At 44.6% G+C, this 19,593-nt stretch carries 13 protein-coding genes and 8 tRNA genes; 6 read left to right on the top strand and 15 right to left on the bottom strand.

Annotated features, from left to right (window positions below; translation table 11 throughout):
- The first annotated feature begins 203 nt into the window (after positions 1 to 203).
- The gene (locus WA381_RS05380; protein ID WP_049586632.1) at positions 204 to 1,922 is read left to right on the top strand and encodes a GNAT family N-acyltransferase; all 1,719 of its coding nucleotides are present in this window, start codon (positions 204 to 206) and stop codon (positions 1,920 to 1,922) included.
- Between the two features lie 75 nt (positions 1,923 to 1,997).
- Here WA381_RS05380 and dapE read toward each other — a convergent pair whose 3' ends face one another.
- The 15 genes from dapE to WA381_RS05305 form a co-directional block, all read right to left on the bottom strand.
- Positions 1,998 to 3,173, bottom strand: a complete 1,176-nt coding sequence (dapE, locus tag WA381_RS05375) for a succinyl-diaminopimelate desuccinylase (protein WP_156086658.1) — start codon at positions 3,171 to 3,173, stop codon at positions 1,998 to 2,000.
- 534 nt (positions 3,174 to 3,707) lie between these two features.
- Positions 3,708 to 5,600, bottom strand: coding sequence for a SurA N-terminal domain-containing protein (locus WA381_RS05370; RefSeq protein ID WP_049586561.1), 1,893 nt, complete (start codon positions 5,598 to 5,600; stop codon positions 3,708 to 3,710).
- A 313-nt stretch (positions 5,601 to 5,913) separates the two neighbouring features.
- Positions 5,914 to 6,186, bottom strand: a complete 273-nt coding sequence (gene hupB / locus WA381_RS05365) for a nucleoid-associated protein HU-beta (RefSeq protein WP_012518978.1) — start codon at positions 6,184 to 6,186, stop codon at positions 5,914 to 5,916.
- Positions 6,187 to 6,508: 322 nt separating this feature from the next.
- Complete coding sequence (gene lon / locus WA381_RS05360) at positions 6,509 to 8,860, bottom strand: endopeptidase La (RefSeq protein WP_039228334.1); 2,352 nt, start codon at positions 8,858 to 8,860, stop codon at positions 6,509 to 6,511.
- Between the two features lie 341 nt (positions 8,861 to 9,201).
- Positions 9,202 to 10,476, bottom strand: a complete 1,275-nt coding sequence (clpX, locus tag WA381_RS05355) for an ATP-dependent protease ATP-binding subunit ClpX (RefSeq protein ID WP_014950146.1) — start codon at positions 10,474 to 10,476, stop codon at positions 9,202 to 9,204.
- Positions 10,477 to 10,550: 74 nt separating this feature from the next.
- Positions 10,551 to 11,180, bottom strand: a complete 630-nt coding sequence (clpP, locus tag WA381_RS05350; protein WP_014950147.1) for an ATP-dependent Clp endopeptidase proteolytic subunit ClpP — start codon at positions 11,178 to 11,180, stop codon at positions 10,551 to 10,553.
- Between the two features lie 98 nt (positions 11,181 to 11,278).
- Positions 11,279 to 12,583, bottom strand: a complete 1,305-nt coding sequence (gene tig / locus WA381_RS05345) for a trigger factor (protein ID WP_014950148.1) — start codon at positions 12,581 to 12,583, stop codon at positions 11,279 to 11,281.
- Between the two features lie 346 nt (positions 12,584 to 12,929).
- Positions 12,930 to 13,006, bottom strand: a tRNA-Pro gene (locus WA381_RS05340).
- A gap of 42 nt (positions 13,007 to 13,048) precedes the next feature.
- A tRNA-Leu gene (locus WA381_RS05335) sits at positions 13,049 to 13,133 on the bottom strand.
- Positions 13,134 to 13,140: 7 nt separating this feature from the next.
- Positions 13,141 to 13,216 (bottom strand) — tRNA-His (locus tag WA381_RS05330).
- 169 nt (positions 13,217 to 13,385) lie between these two features.
- Positions 13,386 to 13,462: transfer RNA gene (locus WA381_RS05325), tRNA-Pro, on the bottom strand.
- A 42-nt stretch (positions 13,463 to 13,504) separates the two neighbouring features.
- Positions 13,505 to 13,589, bottom strand: a tRNA-Leu gene (locus WA381_RS05320).
- A 7-nt stretch (positions 13,590 to 13,596) separates the two neighbouring features.
- Positions 13,597 to 13,672: transfer RNA gene (locus WA381_RS05315), tRNA-His, on the bottom strand.
- Positions 13,673 to 13,760: 88 nt separating this feature from the next.
- Positions 13,761 to 13,837, bottom strand: a tRNA-Arg gene (locus WA381_RS05310).
- Positions 13,838 to 13,861: 24 nt separating this feature from the next.
- Positions 13,862 to 13,938: transfer RNA gene (locus tag WA381_RS05305), tRNA-Pro, on the bottom strand.
- Positions 13,939 to 14,283: 345 nt separating this feature from the next.
- Here WA381_RS05305 and folD point away from each other — a divergent pair.
- The 5 genes from folD to WA381_RS05280 all read left to right on the top strand — a co-directional run bounded on the left by folD (position 14,284) and on the right by WA381_RS05280 (position 19,560).
- On the top strand, positions 14,284 to 15,138 hold the full coding sequence (folD, locus tag WA381_RS05300) for a bifunctional methylenetetrahydrofolate dehydrogenase/methenyltetrahydrofolate cyclohydrolase FolD (RefSeq protein ID WP_156086659.1): 855 nt from the start codon (positions 14,284 to 14,286) through the stop codon (positions 15,136 to 15,138).
- Positions 15,139 to 15,243: 105 nt separating this feature from the next.
- On the top strand, positions 15,244 to 15,822 hold the full coding sequence (locus WA381_RS05295; protein ID WP_039231571.1) for a DUF1415 domain-containing protein: 579 nt from the start codon (positions 15,244 to 15,246) through the stop codon (positions 15,820 to 15,822).
- 237 nt (positions 15,823 to 16,059) lie between these two features.
- Positions 16,060 to 16,779, top strand: a complete 720-nt coding sequence (tsaA, locus tag WA381_RS05290) for a tRNA (N6-threonylcarbamoyladenosine(37)-N6)-methyltransferase TrmO (RefSeq protein WP_131138152.1) — start codon at positions 16,060 to 16,062, stop codon at positions 16,777 to 16,779.
- A 182-nt stretch (positions 16,780 to 16,961) separates the two neighbouring features.
- Complete coding sequence (locus WA381_RS05285; protein WP_156086660.1) at positions 16,962 to 18,680, top strand: proline--tRNA ligase; 1,719 nt, start codon at positions 16,962 to 16,964, stop codon at positions 18,678 to 18,680.
- A 37-nt stretch (positions 18,681 to 18,717) separates the two neighbouring features.
- Positions 18,718 to 19,560, top strand: a complete 843-nt coding sequence (locus WA381_RS05280) for an MBL fold metallo-hydrolase (protein ID WP_156086661.1) — start codon at positions 18,718 to 18,720, stop codon at positions 19,558 to 19,560.
- The last annotated feature ends 33 nt before the right edge of the window (positions 19,561 to 19,593 follow it).

Below are 19,593 nucleotides of genomic sequence, written 5' to 3'. Positions count from 1 at the left end.
CTGACTTTTGCTACTCACCAAGCAACAGGTGAATTCCAAACCCATCCATAAAGGCTAGGGCCTGCTGACCTGTGCCCCACATCATAGGTTAACAGGTCATAGTTACAACTTTTTAACACTGTCAAATAACTGCCATAAAACTGTGTGAAAAGCGTCACATTGCCCTGCTATTGTTCGCCAAAACCAGAAGAGAAACAGGTTCTATGTTTACTGTAAACGACGTACTGAACAAGCATTACCCTCAAGTAGCAAATAACCCCATTCTATTTAAGTCGCTGTCATTCGTCTTAAGGCACCTTCTTCACGAACGTGAAATTACCGAATTTGGTGAAGCATATCCGCATTACGAAGATATCGATTTCGTAGAGCAAGTGCTGGAATATTTTAATATCAGCTACTCCACCCGCGATGTAGAAAAAGAACGCATTCCAAGTGAAGGTAGAGTGGTGATTATTGCTAACCATCCGATTGGCTCACTCGACGCACTTGCGCTTATAAAGCTGGTTAGTGAAGTACGTCACGACTTGAAAGTGGTCGCCAATGAAATGCTTATGGCCATTGAACCGCTTCACGATATGCTGTTACCTGTAAACAATATGCAGGGAGGCACACCAAAACAGCATTTATCGGCAATTCAAAAACACCTTAACAGCGACGGCGCCATACTGATTTTTCCAGCCGGTGAAGTTTCTCGATTACGCCCGCAAGGTGTTCGCGACACCAGATGGCACACAGGTTTTTTACGCATTGCAAAGCAAGCAAAAGCACCAATATTGCCAGTTTATATAGACGCGAAAAATAGCCCGCTTTTTTACGGCGTTTCCATGGTATACAAGCCATTAGCCACCGCGCTGCTCGTTAAAGAGATGTTCAAACAGCGTAAGAAGCATTTACCTATGCGCATTGGCGAACTTATTCCATTTGAAGCGTACCAGCAAACCAATATACCGCTAAAAGAGCAGGTAAAGCTGTTTAAGCGCCACTTGTATCGCATTGGCAGTAACAAGAAAGGCGTATTTGAAACCCAGGCTTCTATTGCCATGCCAGAAGACAGAAAAGAACTGGCCCGCGCTATGCGAGACTGCGAACATTTAGGTGAAACTGGCGACGGAAAATCTATTTACCTATACCAACACAAAAGCTGTTCACCGATTATGCGAGAGATTGGCCGCCTGCGCGAAGTGGCGTTTCGAGCCGTGGGCGAAGGTACCAACAAGCGTAGAGACATCGATCAATACGACTCCCACTATTATCACCTTGTACTTTGGGATGACAACGATTTAGAAATTGTGGGTGCCTACCGCTTTGGCGATGCTGAGCTTTTGACAGCGCCAGACCACCCTACCGGGCTCTACTCTGCGACCTTATTTAATTACGGTAAGGACAACGATAAACTCTTCAAAGAAGGCTTAGAGCTAGGGCGAAGCTTTGTCCAGCCTCGCTATTGGGGAAAGCGTAGTTTAGATTATTTGTGGTTTGGTATCGGGGCATTTTTAAGCCGCTACCCAAAGTATCGCTATCTGTTTGGTGCGGTGTCACTCAGTAATGCCTACCCTGAACCCGCTAAAGATTTATTGGTACAATTCTATTCCACGTACTTCCCTGCCAAGTTTGGCGAAGCGACCTGCAAGCGACCTTATCAAATGGCGAACGACGCGCTACACCAATTCACCGGTAACGACTACAAGGCTGAATTTACCCAGCTAAAACACTTACTGGCTAACATGGGCGTAAACGTACCAACGCTGTATAAGCAGTATTCTGAAGTGGCTAAAGACGGCGGGGTGGCATTTTTAGGCTTTAATGTTGACCCAGATTTTAACGACTGTATCGACGGACTGGTGGTAGTTGACATGCAAACACTTACTGAGAAAAAGCGCAAACGCTATCTAACCGACATTCAGCTTAAAGCCACAGCCTAAGCAAGAGGGAGCGCCTGACAAACGCTCCCTTTCTCATTCTATGGCCTTCCGCTTTACTGAAAATTTCAGAAGTCGTTATCGCTCGCCAACATACTTAAGAATGTCGGTATAAATATCTTCAAGAGTGAGCAAATCAGACACATGAATGTGTTCGTTTATTTGGTGAATGGTGGTGTTTGGCACACCCACTTCAACCACTTGTGTGTGCTCACTAGCAAAAAAACGCCCGTCAGAAGTACCACCAGATGTACTGATAACAGGGTAACGCCCTGTAGCGCCCTTTATCGCTTTTTCTACGCAGGCAATTAAGCAGTGCTCCGCGTTACTGTTAGGCTTGCTCAAGTAAGCTTCACAGGGTCTTGAAAAGCTAACTTCGGCTTCTGTATCAATGCTATTGATAATACTGCGCAGCAATACCGATAAACTGTTCTGATTAAACTGCCACGAATATCTGACATTAAACTCTATACGAACAGCACTAGGCACTATGTTATCAGTGAAGCCTCCCGTGTCCATATGTGTTATTTGAAGCGAAGTACCAGGGAAATCATCACTCCCCTTGTCAAATGGGTGCTGTGTTAGCGCATTAATCACGTTACTCGCTTTGTGGATAGCATTTACCGCTGTCTTTGGATAAGCCACGTGACCTTGTTTTCCTGCAATATGGATAGTGCCGGAAAGTGAGCCTCTGCGTCCAATCTTAATCGTATCGCCGGTTGATGCAGATGCAGAAGGTTCACCGACTAGGCACATATCAAGCTGGACATTTTTAGATGCCAAATATTCAGCTATCCATTTAGAGCCCCACTCCGCCTCCCCTTCTTCATCACTGGTGATTAGCCACCAGAAAGAGACCTTTTCCTTATCTAACGAGGCAATGGTTCGCTCTGTGGCCGCTAGCATGGCTGCGATGCCTGTTTTCATATCGGCAGCACCACGTCCATATAATTTATTTTTGCTAATTACGGGACTAAAAGGCGGTGACTTCCACTTATCAAGAGGACCTGGGGGCACTACATCAGTATGGCCGCTAAATGCAAAGTGATTCGGGCCCTGCCCCCACCTTGCGACGAGGTTGCTCACACCATTAATTGTGTATTTTTCACAAAAGAAACCGAGCTTTTCGAGCTTGTATATCAGGTAACTTTGGCAACCAGCGTCCTGTGGGGTAATCGACGCTCTTGCCATAAGCACTTCGGCAAAATAAATACTGCGAGCTGGCGCTATGGAAGGTAAAGGCTGAATTGACATGTATAAGAAACCTTTATGAATCGTGAGTCTATTACACAAATGTAAAGTGACACGGCAATAACAGATTTACGACAATGCCATGACAGCGGACAAAGTAACCTGAAGCTAAAAATAATAAAGGGTGATAACAAGGAAGGCGACAATGGGTGAGTTGGCGACTAGGACTGGCTCGTTAAGATTTGTCTAAATCAACGCGCGTTGTTATAACTAGAACATAACTTAAAGAAAGGCATTACTGTGTTAAAAATCATTGTTTTAATACCCCTTATTTTGTCACTACTCTGGTTTGGCTATTTACAAGCCAACAAATACACTCTGGAGCAAGGCAAGCAAGGGTTTCTGTACATATTCGTGTTATCTGGTGTTATTGCGGCATTTTATACACTGATGCTGTTCTTAACGAACTAACGCACTTCAAACAAACACCCAATCACTGTGTTGTATAAAAAAAGCCAGCATCTATGAAAGAGGCTGGCTTTTTAGTAATTACCGGTGTCACTGCTAGTCGCAGCGACAGCTTTTACGCAGCAGTGCTTATAGCGTCTGTGAGATAGTCACTTCTGCATTTGCGCGAAGCGCATCAATATATTGTTGATAAACGCGCTGGCCTTGTACCTGAGCAAGGCGCTGCTTCAGGCTTTCACCCAACTCATTCTCAAGCTCTGGTGCTGCGTTAACGTTTTCAAGCATAACAACAGCAACGTCACCGTTTACCGTTGTTGCAACATCAACTTTATCTTCGCCTTCAAGGGCAAGAGAGAAAAGCGTGTCAACGAGTGCACGTGCAAGTGTACCGCCCGCTCTCGGAACAGCAGCTGCTGTCTCCCAAGACACAGACTTTTCAGCTAGCTCGCTTTCAACGCTTTCTCCAGCACGCACTTTTTGTGCGATATCAAACGCCCAAGCTTCTGCAGCTTCTTTTGACTTTTCAGCCTTAACAGAGGCTTCGATGCCTTCGCGTACTTCTTCAAGAGATTGAGTACGCTGAGGCTGATGCTCAATAACACGCGCAACAACAACGGTTTCGTCGTCTAGTTCTATAATATCGCTATTAAGCCCTTCATCAATAAGTTCAGAAGAGAAAGCAACGTCCAGTAAACCAGGGAAGCTTAGATCAGCAGGTGCGGTGTTGCGACTAAATACCACTGACTCTTGCACAGGCAAATCAACCGCGTTCGCTGCATCTTCTAGCGTATCAGGTACTTCAAACGCAATTTCAGCTAACGTATTTTGAAGCTCAAAGTACTTTTCCATAGCCGCGTCATAAAGAAGCGTATCGCGAATCTCACCCGCTACTTCATCGAAAGATTTAACTTGTGCTTCTTTTAAGTCTGTTAACTTGATGATGTGAAAACCAAACTCGGTTTCAACTACGTCGGATACATCGCCAACATTTTGTAAAGCAAAAGCTGCTTCATCAAACGCTGGGTCCATCATTTCTGGTGTAATGAAGTCTAAGTCACCACCGTTTTCGGCAGAGAATGTGTCATCAGAGTTTGCTTCTGCAAGAGCCGCAAAGTCTGCACCGTTGTCGAGTTCTGCTTTTAATGATTCTGCTTTTGCTTTCGCTGCATCGGCATCATCGCCCGCTTCGATAAGAATATGAGAAACACGGCGCTCTTCTTCTTTGCCGTAGCTTCCCAGGTTATTTTCGTAGTACGTGCGAACCGCTTCTTCATCAACCGAAACGCGATCTTTCAAGTCATCGACACTTAACTTAACGTAAGCAAGTTTAACCTGCTCGTCAGTATCGAAAGAGGCGATGTTGTTATTATAAAAAGCTTCAACATCCGCATCTGTCACTTCGATTGAGCCGGCAAACTCATCAGAGCTCACTAGCACGTATTTCGCATCACGAGTTTGGCGCTGTAGCGCATTCGCTTGCTGTACTTCACCGTCCAACGCAAATGAAGAATTCGTTAGCGCTGCAGCCAACTGGTTTTGTGTCATTTGAACGCGCAGATAATCGCGGAAATCGGCTACTTGAAAACCGTTTTGACGAAGAATGGCTTGGAAACGTTCGTTATCGAACTGACCTCCAAACTGGAATTCAGGCATTTGTGTTATGGTTTCGCGAATTTGTTTATCACTTACGCGCAATCCCATGTCCGTCGCTTGTTGCTGAATTAATTTTTCAGCAATAAGTCTGTCCAGTACATTTCTTCTGAAATCTGCGAGGTATTGCTCACTAGAGAAAAGCTGTGCGATGCTTTCGCCGTATTGTGACTCCATTTGTGCACGCTGATTCTGATATGCACGCTCTAGTTCTTGTGCCGAAATTTCTTCGCCATTAACAGTAGCTACTGCAGTAGTACCTGATGATGTTAGGTAGCTACCTACACCTGCGAATACGAAACTTAAAACGATAAGCGCGATAATCGCCATCGCCCATGGGCCTTGAGAACCTTCTCTGATTCTTTCTAGCATGATTGTTCTTCAACTCCGTTGCTTACTACAGTTACCTCAAACCATCACAAATCCGTGAGTGCGAGATAAAATAAGCGCTGATTATAACCCAATGCTGCCGAATATAAACGACCAAAACACACTATTTGTACTGTCTTTCGTTAAGTTCGAACGTTGCGAGGACATGTATAAAACTCATCAAGCCTCGTAGGGTTATTTCTACTCTTAAAATATTGGGGTCAGAGTCATTACTCTGACCCCAATATTGAATTCTTTGTTTTAGAAATAAAAAAGGCGATGGACTAGCCATCGCCTTTTTCTATAATTTTTGTGCTTAGTTACAAGCGTCTTTCAGTGCTTTACCAGCTTTGAAAGATGGAACTTTCGCTGCTGAAATCTGAATAGTCTCACCAGTTTGTGGGTTGCGGCCACTGCGAGCTGAACGTTCGCGAACTGAGAAAGTACCAAAGCCTACTAGTGCAACTTGGTCGCCGTCTTTAAGCGCCGCAGTTACTGAGTCAGTGAATGCGTCAAGAGCGCGGCCAGCAGCTGCTTTAGAAATGTCTGCACCAGCAGCGATTTGGTCGATAAGTTGAGACTTGTTCACAATTATGATCCCCTTCGATTGTTATTATACTGTTTGTCCAAAACGATTTTGCTTGAACGTTATAGCAAGCTTGATTGTTAACATCAAGCTTCAGTCACAAATAATTAACTTTATTAATGAATCGCTGCAATCCCTTTTGTGGCAAGGCTTCAAGCGAATACCACTTAAAGGTAACACAACTTTTGCGACTTGAAAGCCCTAATTTTAAAAAAATCAGGTTTTCTTTCGCTCAATGCGCATTTTTTGTTCAATTATTGCAATTTTATAGCAAAAAAACGGCTACACGCCTTTAAAAACAAAGGATTGTAGCCCGTCGATTAAGTTATTTTTTAACCACCTTGACGCTTTCTACAGGTTCCTGCAGTGCAATATCAAGAACTTCATCAATCCACTTAACCGGATGGATTGATAAATCTTTCTTCACGTTGTCTGGAATTTCTTCCAAATCACGCTCGTTATCTTTTGGAATAACGACAGTTTTAATACCGCCTCGATGCGCAGCTAATAGTTTTTCTTTAAGTCCACCAATAGCAAGCACCTCACCACGTAGGGTGATTTCACCGGTCATGGCTACATCGCACTTCACAGGGTTACCCGTAAGTGACGAGACAAGTGCAGTGCACATAGCAATACCTGCGCTAGGGCCATCTTTCGGCGTAGCACCTTCAGGTACGTGCACGTGAATATCACGTTTCTCGTAGAAGTCATCGTTTATGCGAAGCTTTTCTGCACGACTTCTTACCACCGTCATAGCAGCCTTAATAGACTCTTGCATGACATCACCTAACGAACCCGTTGATGTCATTTTGCCTTTGCCCGGAACCGACGTTGTTTCAATGGTCAGTAAGTCACCACCTACCTGCGTCCAAGCAAGTCCTGTAACTTGGCCAATTTGATTGTCTTTGTCCGCTTTACCGTAGTCAAAGCGTTGAACGCCAAGATAGTCCTTAAGGTTATCCTGTGTTACTACTACTTTGTCTTTGCTTTTCTTAAGCAAAATATCTTTCACCGCTTTACGGCATACTTTCGACACTTCGCGCTCTAAGCTACGAACCCCGGCTTCACGGGTATAGTATCGAATCATACCGATAACGGCAGAATCGGTAATTTCCAACTCCTTCGCTTTAAGCCCATTGCGTTCCATTTGCTTACCAATTAAATGGTTCTTTGCAATGTTGAGTTTTTCATCTTCTGTGTAGCCAGATAGACGAATCACTTCCATACGGTCAAGTAATGGACCTGGAATATTCATACTGTTAGAGGTGGCTACGAACATAACGTCTGACAGGTCGTAGTCGACTTCCAGATAATGATCACTGAAGCTATTGTTTTGCTCTGGATCTAGTACTTCAAGCAGCGCTGACGCAGGGTCGCCTCGCATATCTGATGACATCTTATCGATTTCATCAAGTAAGAAGAGCGGGTTTTTAACCCCTACTTTCGCCATTTTTTGAACTAGCTTACCTGGCAATGAACCAATGTAAGTACGACGGTGACCACGGATTTCAGCTTCGTCACGTACGCCACCTAGTGCCATACGCACATATTTGCGACCTGTCGCTTTAGCTATCGACTGGCCTAATGAAGTTTTACCTACACCTGGAGGACCAACAAGACACAGAATTGGGCCTTTTAGCTTCTTAACACGCTGCTGAACGGCTAAATACTCAAGAATGCGCTCTTTCACTTTCTCAAGGCCGTAGTGGTCTTCGTTAAGCACACCTTCTGCGCGGGAAAGATCTTTCTTAACCGGCGAGCGCTTGTTCCACGGCACGTTAGTCAACCATTCAATGTAGCTTCGAAGCACGGTAGCTTCTGCAGACATTGGTGACATCATCTTAAGCTTTTGAAGTTCAGCTTTCGCTTTATCTTCCGCTTCTTTAGGCATTTTAGCGTCGGCTATCTTTTTAGATAACGCTTCAAATTCGTCAGGTGCGTCATCCAGTTCACCCAACTCTTTCTGAATAGCCTTCATCTGCTCATTCAAGTAGTACTCGCGCTGGCTCTTTTCCATTTGCTTTTTAACGCGGGTACGAATTTTCTTTTCGACCTGCAGCAAATCAATTTCGCCTTCCATCAGCGCCATCAGATATTCAAGACGCTCATTGACGCCCTGCATCTCTAACACTTTTTGCTTTTCAGTAAGCTTAAGAGGCATATGTGCAGCCATGGTGTCGGCTAAACGAGGCGCATCTTCAATGCCATTTAGTGATGTCAGTACTTCTGGTGGAATTTTTTTGTTTAGCTTTACATAGCCTTCAAACTGAGAAACCGCAGAGCGAATAAGCACTTCTTGTTCGCTCTCATCAATCTCTTCATCAGTTAGTTTGTCTACATTAGCAACAAAGAACGGCTCTGATTGCTTATAGCTTTCAATTTCACCGCGTACACTACCTTCTACCAGCACTTTAACCGTACCGTCGGGTAGCTTTAGAAGTTGTAGGATAGTAGCAATAGTACCGACGGTATAGATGTCGTCCGCTTCAGGCTCATCTACGCCAGCGTCTTTTTGTGCTACTAGAAAAATTTGTTTGTCATTATCCATTGCCGCTTCTAGACAACGAATTGATTTCTCACGCCCAACAAATAGGGGTATGACCATATGCGGGTAAACAACCACGTCCCGCAAGGCAAGCACAGGAATTTCAATGCGATTTTCACGCTCAACTGTCATACTTGTTCTCAATTAGTTTGAAATGTCATTTTTATATGGGGATGCAAGAGCAAAGTTCAATCGAAACTTATTAAAGTGCGTTAATTCCTTAACCTTACCTTCCCTGCTCTAGGGCCTGTTGACCTTAGTATAACCATTATCGATTTTGCCTCGAATGGCAATACTAAACTCAAAAATCTAGTAGAAAGGATAGCGAGATTTGTTTTAACCGCTCAAATATCACCCACTTTCAAGGTATACCCTTTGGTTAAACGTAGATCAGATTAGACAGCGAGATCTGAAACCTTGGCTGTTAAAAACAAAAAAAGGCCCTAAAGGGCCTTTTTTCACAAAACCAGCATCTATTCAGAGGCGGCTTTCTTTTCGTTGCTGTCGTAAATCAAGATAGGTTTTGATTCACCGCGAATAACGGTTTCATCAATAACAACTTTGCTCACGTCTTCCATTGAAGGAAGGTCGTACATAGTATCAAGCAAAACCGCTTCAACGATTGAGCGAAGACCACGTGCGCCTGTCTTACGATCCATTGCCTTTTTAGCAATAGCATTAAGTGCATCGTCACGGAACTCTAGCTCTACATCTTCCATCGAGAACAATGCACCATATTGCTTGGTGATTGCATTCTTAGGCTCGCGTAGAATTTGAATTAGTGCTTCTTCATTCAACTCTTCAAGGCTTGTTACTACCGGTAGACGTCCAATGAACTCTGGAATCAACCCATATTTCACTAAGTCTTCAGGCTCAACTTGCTTAAACAGTTCACTGATTTGTTTGCTGTTGTCTTTCGACTTAACCGTAGCACCAAATCCAATACCCGTGTCTTTTTGTGCGCGTTGCTCAATAACTTTATCAAGACCAGCAAACGCACCACCACAGATGAACAATATCTTTGAGGTATCAACCTGCAGGAATTCCTGCTGTGGGTGCTTACGTCCACCTTGCGGAGGAACAGACGCAACCGTACCCTCAATCAGCTTTAGAAGCGCCTGCTGTACACCTTCACCCGAAACGTCACGAGTGATAGATGGGTTGTCTGACTTACGAGAAATCTTATCAATTTCATCGATGTAAACAATTCCGCGCTGCGCTTTCTCTACGTCGTAGTCGCACTTCTGCAGTAACTTCTGGATGATGTTCTCAACGTCTTCGCCCACGTAGCCAGCTTCAGTTAGCGTGGTTGCGTCAGCCATGGTGAACGGAACATCAAGCAGGCGCGCTAGGGTTTCCGCTAGCAGCGTTTTACCACTACCGGTAGGTCCTATTAGCAAAATATTACTTTTGCCAAGTTCTACGCCTTCGTGAACGTCGCCATTGCGCAAGCGCTTGTAGTGGTTATATACCGCTACTGATAATACCTTCTTTGCATGTTCTTGCCCGATAACGTAATCGTCTAGGTGAGCATGAATTTCACTTGGTTTAGGTAAAGCGTCCTGCTTTTGCTTAGGCGCGATTTCCTTAATTTCTTCGCGAATGATATCGTTACATAACTCAACACACTCGTCGCAAATGAATACCGACGGGCCTGCTATTAACTTTCTTACTTCGTGTTGGCTTTTGCCACAAAACGAACAGTACAGTAGCTTATTATCACCGTCACCGCTTTGCTTATCACTCATTACTTTTGCCTCTGCCTTGCCTGAGCCGAAAACCAAAACGTGCTATGCACTGGCTCAGGTCTACTATAACTATACTACTTAGTTGCGGCTACGTCAGATCGATTTGCTAAAACTTGGTCAACAAGGCCATATTCTTTTGCCTCAGTTGCACTCAAGAAGTTATCACGGTCTGTGTCACGCGCGACTTTTTCATAGTCTTGACCAGTATGGTCCGCCATAAGGCGATTCAATTTCTCTTTAATAGACAGAATCTCTTTCGCGTGTATTTCAAAATCAGATGCCTGACCTTGGAAGCCACCAAGCGGTTGGTGAATCATTACGCGCGAGTTAGGTAGACAGTAGCGCTTACCTTTTGCTCCTGCAGATAGTAGAAATGCGCCCATGCTTGCAGCTTGGCCCATACATACTGTACTCACGTCTGGCTTGATAAACTTCATCGTATCGTAAATTGCCATGCCAGCAGTTACCGAACCGCCTGGTGAGTTAATGTATAAGAAAATATCTTTCTCTGGGTTTTCAGCTTCTAAGAACAACATTTGAGCAACGATGAGGTTGGCCATGTGATCTTCAACTTGTCCTACCAAGAAAATTACGTTTTCTTTCAATAGGCGAGAATAAATGTCGTATGAGCGCTCACCTTTAGAGGTTTGCTCAACAACCATAGGAACAAGTGCATTCATTGGGTCAAACGGGGTATTAGTCATAGCTACCTTGATTATCTAGCGTTAAAAACAAAAATGCTCGGAAGGCTCCGAGCATTTAAGCAGTTGCTGACAAGTAATGTCAATCAGACAGTAAAAAATTACGCCTGTTTGTTCATAACCTCGTCAAAAGCTTTAGTTACTTCGGTAACTTTTGCTTGCTCAAGAACCCACTCAATAGCTTGTTCTTCTAGTGCAACGTTCTGCATTTGTTGCATAAGCTCTTGGTTGTTGTTGTAGTAATCAACAACTTCTTGCGGATCTTCATACGCTGAAGCAGCAGTTTCGATCATCTCGTTAACTTTAGCTTCGTCTGCTTTAAGTTCGTTCTGCTTGATCACTTCACCTAGAAGAAGACCAATAGATACGCGACGTTTAGCGTTGTCAGTAAACAATTCAGCTGGTAGGTCTGGAAGGTTCTGACCACCGCCTTGCTGGCTGAAACGTTGCTTAGCTTGCTCGCGAAGTGCATTCACTTCTTGATCGATAAGCGCTTGAGGAATATCAATCTCGTTAGCTTCAACTAGCTTAGCAATAACGTCTTCTTTAACTTGCGCTTTTAGCGTCTGGTTTAGTTCACGCTGCATGTTCTTACGAACTTCTGCTTTAAGTGCGTCAACACCGCCTTCTTCAACACCGAATAGTTTAGCAAACTCTTCGTCAACTTTTGGAAGGTTTAGGCCTTCTACTTTCTTAACGGTAGTTTGGAAAACTGCATCTTTACCTTTTAGGTTTTCTGCGTGGTAGTCTTCAGGGAAAGTTACTTCGATAGTCACTTCTTCACCCGCTTTCGCGCCAACAAGTGGCTTTTCGAAACCAGGGATCATGCGATCTTTACCTAGCTCAAGAGCGAAGTCTTCTGCTTTACCACCTTCAAACTCTTCACCGTCGATAGAACCAACGAAGTCGATGATAACTTTGTCGTCTTTCTTCGCTTTACGCTTAACTTCTTTCCAAGTTGCGTGCTGCTTCTGAAGTGTTTCCATCATGTTATCTAGATCTTCGTCAGTAATTTCTACTACTGGCTTTTCGATTTCGATATCGCTAACACCTTTCACTTCTACTTCTGGGTAAACTTCGAAAGATGCTGTGAATTCTAGGTCCTGACCGTCTTCGTCTTTAGTCAGTTCAAACTTCGGCATACCAGCAGGCTGAATTTTTTCTTGAATCACTGCTTGGTAGAAGTTTTGCTGCATAACATCGCCAGCAACTTCTTGGCGAACAGCTTGGCCGAAACGCTTTTTGATTACGTTTACAGGAACTTTACCTGGACGGAAGCCGTTGATGCGTTGTGTTTTCGCCAATTGCTGTAGACGTGACTTAACTGCTGAATCAACCGTGTCAGCTGGAACGGTGATAGTAAGACGGCGTTCTAAACCCTGGGTCGTCTCGACTGAAACTTGCATTATGTTACCTCAACTATACGCCTTTACAGGCGTTTTGTTCTCAATCCCCTCTCCCGTCATGCAAGAGTTGCATATCACTCCGGGGTAGAGGTCGTTATTCGACGTTTATAAAATCAAAGTTAGGACACGAAATTGTGTCAAAAAGCCAACCTGAAACAAACGTACTGGTTAAAAAAAGACGCGGTAGTATACAGCCGCATACCACAAGAGTCGAGAGGCAAACACAAGTTTGTAACAACCATTTGAACGCATTTTGACCAAATAGCGAAACTAATAGCCTAAATAGCGAAAAAGACGGAATCTATGCGAATTTATTGAGCAATGAATAAAGAGGAGAGAAAGATAATGGTCGGTGAGACAGGATTTGAACCTGCGACCCCTTGTACCCAAAACAAGTGCGCTACCAAGCTGCGCCACTCACCGACAGATATATCTTTTTGAAAAGCCCTGCGAGAGCTTTAAATATGGTGCGGAAGGAGAGACTTGAACTCTCACGCCGTGAAGCACTGGAACCTAAATCCAGCGTGTCTACCAATTCCACCACTTCCGCGAAAAAGTGGGGTGGACGATGGGACTTGAACCCACGACAACCGGAATCACAATCCGGGGCTCTACCAACTGAGCTACGCCCACCACAGTAATCCTGTTCAGTCTTATGTGTGAATTGATAAACACATAAGCGCCTACCGAGCTGTCAGGATCTTACATAGCTACTCGGTAGTTAAAGTCGACTCATACCCTAGCCCACAGATGATTTATCACTCTTGGCTAGAAGTATTTACTGAATCGAAGAAAGCATAAATGGTCGGTGAGACAGGATTTGAACCTGCGACCCCTTGTACCCAAAACAAGTGCGCTACCAAGCTGCGCCACTCACCGACTGGAATGCTTACATTAAGCTTTTGATAAAGCTTGAAAATATGGTGCGGAAGGAGAGACTTGAACTCTCACGCCGTGAAGCACTGGAACCTAAATCCAGCGTGTCTACCAATTCCACCACTTCCGCAAAAAAGTGGGGTGGACGATGGGACTTGAACCCACGACAACCGGAATCACAATCCGGGGCTCTACCAACTGAGCTACGCCCACCATAGGGTGTGTTTGCAACTTACACGCTTTATTTTAGCAGTGTAAATACGAAAATTCAGCCTTGCTATCAGGACCTACCTGACTCGCATGGCGCGCCCGGCAGGATTCGAACCTGCGACCCACGGCTTAGAAGGCCGTTGCTCTATCCAGCTGAGCTACGGGCGCTTGGCGAATCTTCGCTGCAAAAAGTGGTCGGTGAGACAGGATTTGAACCTGCGACCCCTTGTACCCAAAACAAGTGCGCTACCAAGCTGCGCCACTCACCGACTGTCGTACCGACCTTGAAGCGTTAGCCTCTGTGCCGTTACGGGGTGCGAATATTACTGACATCCCCCCACCTCGTCAAACACTTTTTTAAATAAAATCATCAACCGCTCACAAAGCATCCATTCTCACGTTTTTTTGAACAATTACCCTTGTATTTACCTATTTTTAGCCTAGGTTTGCGCTTCTTTTAAGGGTAAGCATCAGGCTTTCCATTAACGGTTGTTTACGTTGAACATTTGTGGCGAATAATTGCAGAGCAATAACTACTAGAGTATTAGTCCTATTTTATGAAACAATATAGGGCACTTGTTGACCACCCAACCATATAAGAATCGTACAAGACTATGACCGCCCATCTTATTGACGGCAAACTAATTGCCAAACAAGTTCGCCAACACGTAACCTCCTATGTTGAATCGCTTACGCAAGCAGGTAAAAGACAACCAGGCCTAGCCGTTGTCCTTGTTGGCAGTGATGCAGCTTCTCAAGTTTATGTTTCCAATAAACGTAAAGCGTGCGAAGAAGTGGGGTTCGTTTCTCGCTCTTTCGACCTTCCTTCTGATACCACAGAAGAGACCTTGCTATATTTAGTGGACGAGCTAAACGAAGATAAAGAGATCGACGGAATTCTGGTACAGCTTCCTTTACCTGCAGGGTTAAATGCAGAAAAGGTACTTGAACGTATTCACCCTCATAAAGATGTCGACGGATTTCATCCATACAATATTGGCCGCCTTGCACAGCGTATTCCTGCACTACGTCCCTGCACGCCAAAAGGCATCATGACCATGATAGAGTCAACCAAGCGCCCTGTAAAAGGCTTGGACGCAGTCATTGTAGGTGCGTCGAACATTGTGGGGCGCCCTATGAGCCTGGAACTGCTTTTAGCAGGCTGCACCGTTACTACCTGTCACAAGTTTACTCAAGACCTGAAAAGTCACGTTCAACGTGCAGACCTACTGGTAGTCGCAGTAGGTAAACCGAACTTTATTCCTGGTGACTGGGTAAAGCAGGGCGCGATTGTCATTGATGTAGGTATTAATCGCGTTAATGATGGTTCACTTGTTGGCGATGTTGATTTCGAAAAAGCGAAAGAGCGCGCAGGCTGGATAACCCCCGTTCCAGGCGGAGTTGGGCCGATGACAGTAGCCAGTTTGATAGAGAATACGTTGGAAGCTTACGTAAAATATCATTCTTAAAGCACAAATAGTTCAACCAAAATGTTAGGCAGAAATTAAATTTCTGCCTTTTTGTTTTATACTCCCCTCACGTTGAACACAGACTCAAACTGACCTACACCTTTTATGGCAGAACCAACATCTCCTTTATGGGAACAGCACGTAATTGATGCAACGCTTAAATGGGTTGACGACATTGTGATAAAACACAACTTTTGTCCCTTTGCGCGCTATGTAAGAACACCTCATCAAATTCGGTGTGTGGTAATTGAGGGCGATGCGGGAAATGTCGTTCAATCGCTATACGATGAGTTGCGGCATTTAGAAGATAACGACACCACCGCTACAACACTAATTGCACTCACGCATTCAACCCTTGCTGATTTCAACGAATATCTCGATGTATTGGCTATTAGCGATAATATGCTGCACGACTGGGGATACAGCGGCACTTACCAACTTGCCAGCTTCCACCCCAATTATGTATTCGACGGTAGCGACGTAGACGATGCTGAAAACTATACCAATCGTTCACCCTACCCGCTTTTGCATTTGATTCGTGAAGCTGATATCACACGCTACATGAAGAAAGAAGAAGATGCCGAAAAGATATTCAGCCATAACATTGCAAAAGCACGGACGCTTGGGTGCCCTTATTTTGAGGGCGTGTTAGACACGCTTAAAAAAGATAAGCCCGCTCGATAAAACACGGGAAGCTTACCTTTTTTGTACAATGTAAAAAACACGCACTAAAAAGAGAATAAGCTCGTGATGCGAGCAGGCCTAAAGTATTGGATTACTCCAGGGAACCCAAATAAGCAGCTCCTTATAACAAGCAGGATGTTTATTTGGCTCAAGCTTTCACTTGAAACGTCACTTTACCTGCAAATTATGTGAGTAATATGACAACGTTACACATTTTGACTTCGTTAGGGCTAAAACGTGAATACCCACAATTCATTTTCTCTCGAGGCTATAGCGACCGTCGCTACGCCTTTCAAGCAAAAGTTTGCTATTCCAAGGCAGCCCAACTTGGCTAACGCCGAAGGTATTATTACCTTCGAAGAAGGCTTTAACGATATCAATTTGCTTAAAGGGATAGAGAATTACAGTCACCTGTGGCTGCTTTTTATCTTTCACCAAAACATTGAACGCGGTTGGAAAAATACGGTAAAAGCCCCTCGTCTAGGTGGTAATGCAACTATGGGCGTATTGGCAAGTCGCAGTACCCACCGACCTAATGGGATTGGCATGTCTGTGGTGAAAAACAAAGGTGTGGTTAGCAGTAATGGACAGACACAGTTAGTGGTTGAAGGGGTAGATTTAGTCGACGGCACACCACTTGTCGATATCAAGCCCTATATCGCGTACGCTGATAGTGTTCCTAGCGCCAGCGATAATCTTGATGACATTAACCCCATACCCAATCGCGACGTATCATTCGCCGATACAATCCAGCCCACGCTTGCTGAAATAGAGAAAAAGCACCGTGGTTTTTCTGCCTTGGTGACTGCGGTACTGTCCCAAGACCCTCGCCCAGCCTATAAACAGCATATTGAAAATGATGAGAAAACCTACCGCGTGACGCTATACGATATTGATGTAGGGTTTGAAATAAGAGATGCCGCCGTTAAGGTGACCGAACTGGTTCATTTAGGATAATTACACTATTAGTGTTAACAGTCTGTGGCGAAATAGCTCACAGTTAATTAGAATACGCCCAAACGTGTGACACCTTATCTCGGTTCAAGCATTTCGCAATGTTTTGTTTTGCGAATTGCCGTTTGCGAAAGAGCATCACACTAACCGTCATAAATACATTTATAACAGGATACCTGCTTTACATGCGCACTAGTCAATATTTGCTTGCCACGCAGAAAGAAACACCTGCAGATGCAGAGGTTATCAGCCACCAGCTTATGCTAAGAGCTGGTATGATCAGAAAGCTTGCCTCGGGTCTATACACATGGTTGCCATCTGGTCTTCGTGTACTTAATAAAGTAGCCAATATTGTTCGTGAAGAAATGAACAAAGCAGGCGCGATTGAAGTGCTAATGCCCGTTGTTCAGCCCGCAGATTTGTGGGAAGAATCTGGACGATGGGAAGAGTACGGCCCAGAGTTACTTCGTATTAAAGACCGCCACCAGCGAGATTTCGTATTAGGTCCAACGCACGAAGAAGTTATTACCGCGCTTGTGCGTAATGAAATTAGCAGCTATAAGCAGCTTCCGCTCAATCTATACCAGATTCAGACTAAATTCCGCGACGAAGTGCGCCCCCGTTTCGGCATTATGCGTGGTCGTGAATTTACCATGAAAGATGCGTACAGCTTCCACTTAGAAGACAGCTGTTTAGAAGAAACGTATCAAAAAATGTACGACGCTTACTGCAATATATTCTCGCGTATGGGCTTAGACTTCAGAGCAGTCATTGCCGACTCTGGCTCTATTGGTGGTAATCACTCTCACGAATTCCACGTACTTGCCGCATCAGGTGAAGACGATATCGCTTTCTCAAGCGACAGTGATTACGCAGCCAATGTTGAAATGGCTGAAGCTGTTGCGCCTGAAAAAGCTGTCGCATCGGGCGCTGCAGTTGAGACTAAAGATGCCAAAGGCAAAGATTTCAATGCCATCTTAAAAAGCGTAGAAGCCGAAGTGACAAACGCGGTCAAAGTCGTAGTAGTGAAAGCCGCTAATGAAGTAGACAGTAAAGGCGAAGAAGTAGTTTCTGACAAATGGGTAGCCCTTGTACTTCGTGCTGATCATGAGCTTAATGATGTAAAAGCAGAGAAGTTAGACGGCGTTGCAAGCCCGCTTGTTGAAGCATCATTTGAACAAGCAAAAGATATTCTTGGCGTTTCACCATTGTTTGCTGATGCAACCAACCTGCCTGTACCCGCTTTTATTGACGCCAGTGCAGCTGCCCTTGCTGACTTCACTACAGGCGCAGGCGCAGGCGGTAAGATAAATATTAACGTAAACTGGTCTGAAGATATTACTGGCGTTGATATTCGCAACGTTGTAGAAGGCGATGCATCTCCTGACGGGAAAGGCACGCTAGATATTAAACGCGGCATCGAAGTGGGCCATATCTTCCAGCTTGGCAGCAAGTATTCAGAGGCCATGAACTGCGGCGTACTAAGCGAATCAGGTAAGCACCAAACCTTAACTATGGGTTGTTACGGTATAGGCGTATCTCGAATTGTTGCGGCAGCTATCGAGCAAAACCACGATAAATTTGGCATAAAGTGGCCAGATCCTATTGCACCGTTTAAAATTGCATTAATACCAATGAATATGCACAAGTCTCATCGTATTAAAGAAGCAGCGGAAGCGCTTTATGAAGAGCTTGTTGCCCTTGGCGTAGAAGTGTTGTTTGACGACAGAAAAGAGCGTCCGGGTGTCATGTTCAATGATATGGAATTAATTGGCATACCTCACAGCATTGTTATTGGTGAAAGAAACCTAGATAATCAACAGGTTGAGTATAAGAATAGACGTACTGGTGAAAAGCAGTTGTTAGATATTAGCGCAGCAAAGGACTTTGTAGCCGCACTCTAGCGCCTGATCTCGCCGATTAGATTAGAAAAGAGGGCGTATGCGGTTAACATTTTATGGCGTAAGAGGGTCAATCCCTACCCCGGGAGCAGCTTACGTCCGCTATGGTGGCAATACTGCATGCGTTCACATTGAGCTTGAGGATGGTACCGATATCATCCTCGACTCTGGCACAGGGATTCGCGTGCTTGGCGAGCGCCTTATTCAAAAAGATACCCCCATTAATCTGCTGTTGAGCCACAACCATTGGGATCATATTCAAGGCTTCCCTTTTTTTGCGCCTATCTATCAGACTTCACGTGAAATCAACATATACCCGGGTCAAACCCTCCTTGATGAACCTGATCAAATTTTAAAGCAAATGGAAGGGTCGTTATTTCCAGTCCCCCGAAGTGCGCTGAAAGCTAACATTTCTATTGTCGATATTCCCAAGTCTACAAGCCGATTTTCAGTAGGAAGCGCAACCATAACTCGCTTAGCCATGAACCACCCCGGTCGTGGCAGTGCTTATTGTATTGAAGCCGATGACGCAAAGGTGGCTTACATAACAGATAATGAGCTTTACCCCCCCTACAAAAAAGAAACAGACTTTATCGATTTCGCAAAATTTGCACAAAATGCCGATCTGCTAATACACGATGCACAGTATATGTTGTCTGACATGCCAGCGAAGAACGGATGGGGTCATTCGGTCGCGGAAGAAGCGGTGAAACTAGCAATGGCATGTAACGCAAAAAAATTAGCTTTATATAGTCATGATCCAGAACGGACTGATGACGATATAGATGATGTTGTAAACCATTGTAATGTATACGTCACAGTGGCAGAGTCTAATCTACAAGTATTTGCATCTTCAGAAGGCCAAGCACTGGACTTCAGTTAAGCATAACAACAACCCCACTTTACGGAGAATTAA

Source organism: Alteromonas sp. CH_MED4-4 (genome assembly GCF_037029575.1).
Lineage (GTDB): Bacteria > Pseudomonadota > Gammaproteobacteria > Enterobacterales > Alteromonadaceae > Alteromonas > Alteromonas macleodii.
The sequence above is the reverse complement of the archived record's forward strand: the minus strand, read 5'-3'. Positions and strand labels throughout refer to the sequence as shown.

Excerpts from the sequence above, each read along its gene's own strand:
- WA381_RS05380 (WP_049586632.1), top strand. The coding sequence starts at position 204 with ATGTTTACTGTAAACGACGTACTGAACAAGCATTACCCTCAAGTAGCA.
- dapE (WP_156086658.1), bottom strand. The coding sequence starts at position 3,173 with ATGTCAATTCAGCCTTTACCTTCCATAGCGCCAGCTCGCAGTATTTAT.
- WA381_RS05370 (WP_049586561.1), bottom strand. The coding sequence starts at position 5,600 with ATGCTAGAAAGAATCAGAGAAGGTTCTCAAGGCCCATGGGCGATGGCG.
- lon (WP_039228334.1), bottom strand. The coding sequence starts at position 8,860 with ATGACAGTTGAGCGTGAAAATCGCATTGAAATTCCTGTGCTTGCCTTG.
- clpX (WP_014950146.1), bottom strand. The coding sequence starts at position 10,476 with ATGAGTGATAAGCAAAGCGGTGACGGTGATAATAAGCTACTGTACTGT.
- clpP (WP_014950147.1), bottom strand. The coding sequence starts at position 11,180 with ATGACTAATACCCCGTTTGACCCAATGAATGCACTTGTTCCTATGGTT.
- tig (WP_014950148.1), bottom strand. The coding sequence starts at position 12,583 with ATGCAAGTTTCAGTCGAGACGACCCAGGGTTTAGAACGCCGTCTTACT.
- folD (WP_156086659.1), top strand. The coding sequence starts at position 14,284 with ATGACCGCCCATCTTATTGACGGCAAACTAATTGCCAAACAAGTTCGC.
- WA381_RS05295 (WP_039231571.1), top strand. The coding sequence starts at position 15,244 with ATGGCAGAACCAACATCTCCTTTATGGGAACAGCACGTAATTGATGCA.
- WA381_RS05285 (WP_156086660.1), top strand. The coding sequence starts at position 16,962 with ATGCGCACTAGTCAATATTTGCTTGCCACGCAGAAAGAAACACCTGCA.
- WA381_RS05280 (WP_156086661.1), top strand. The coding sequence starts at position 18,718 with ATGCGGTTAACATTTTATGGCGTAAGAGGGTCAATCCCTACCCCGGGA.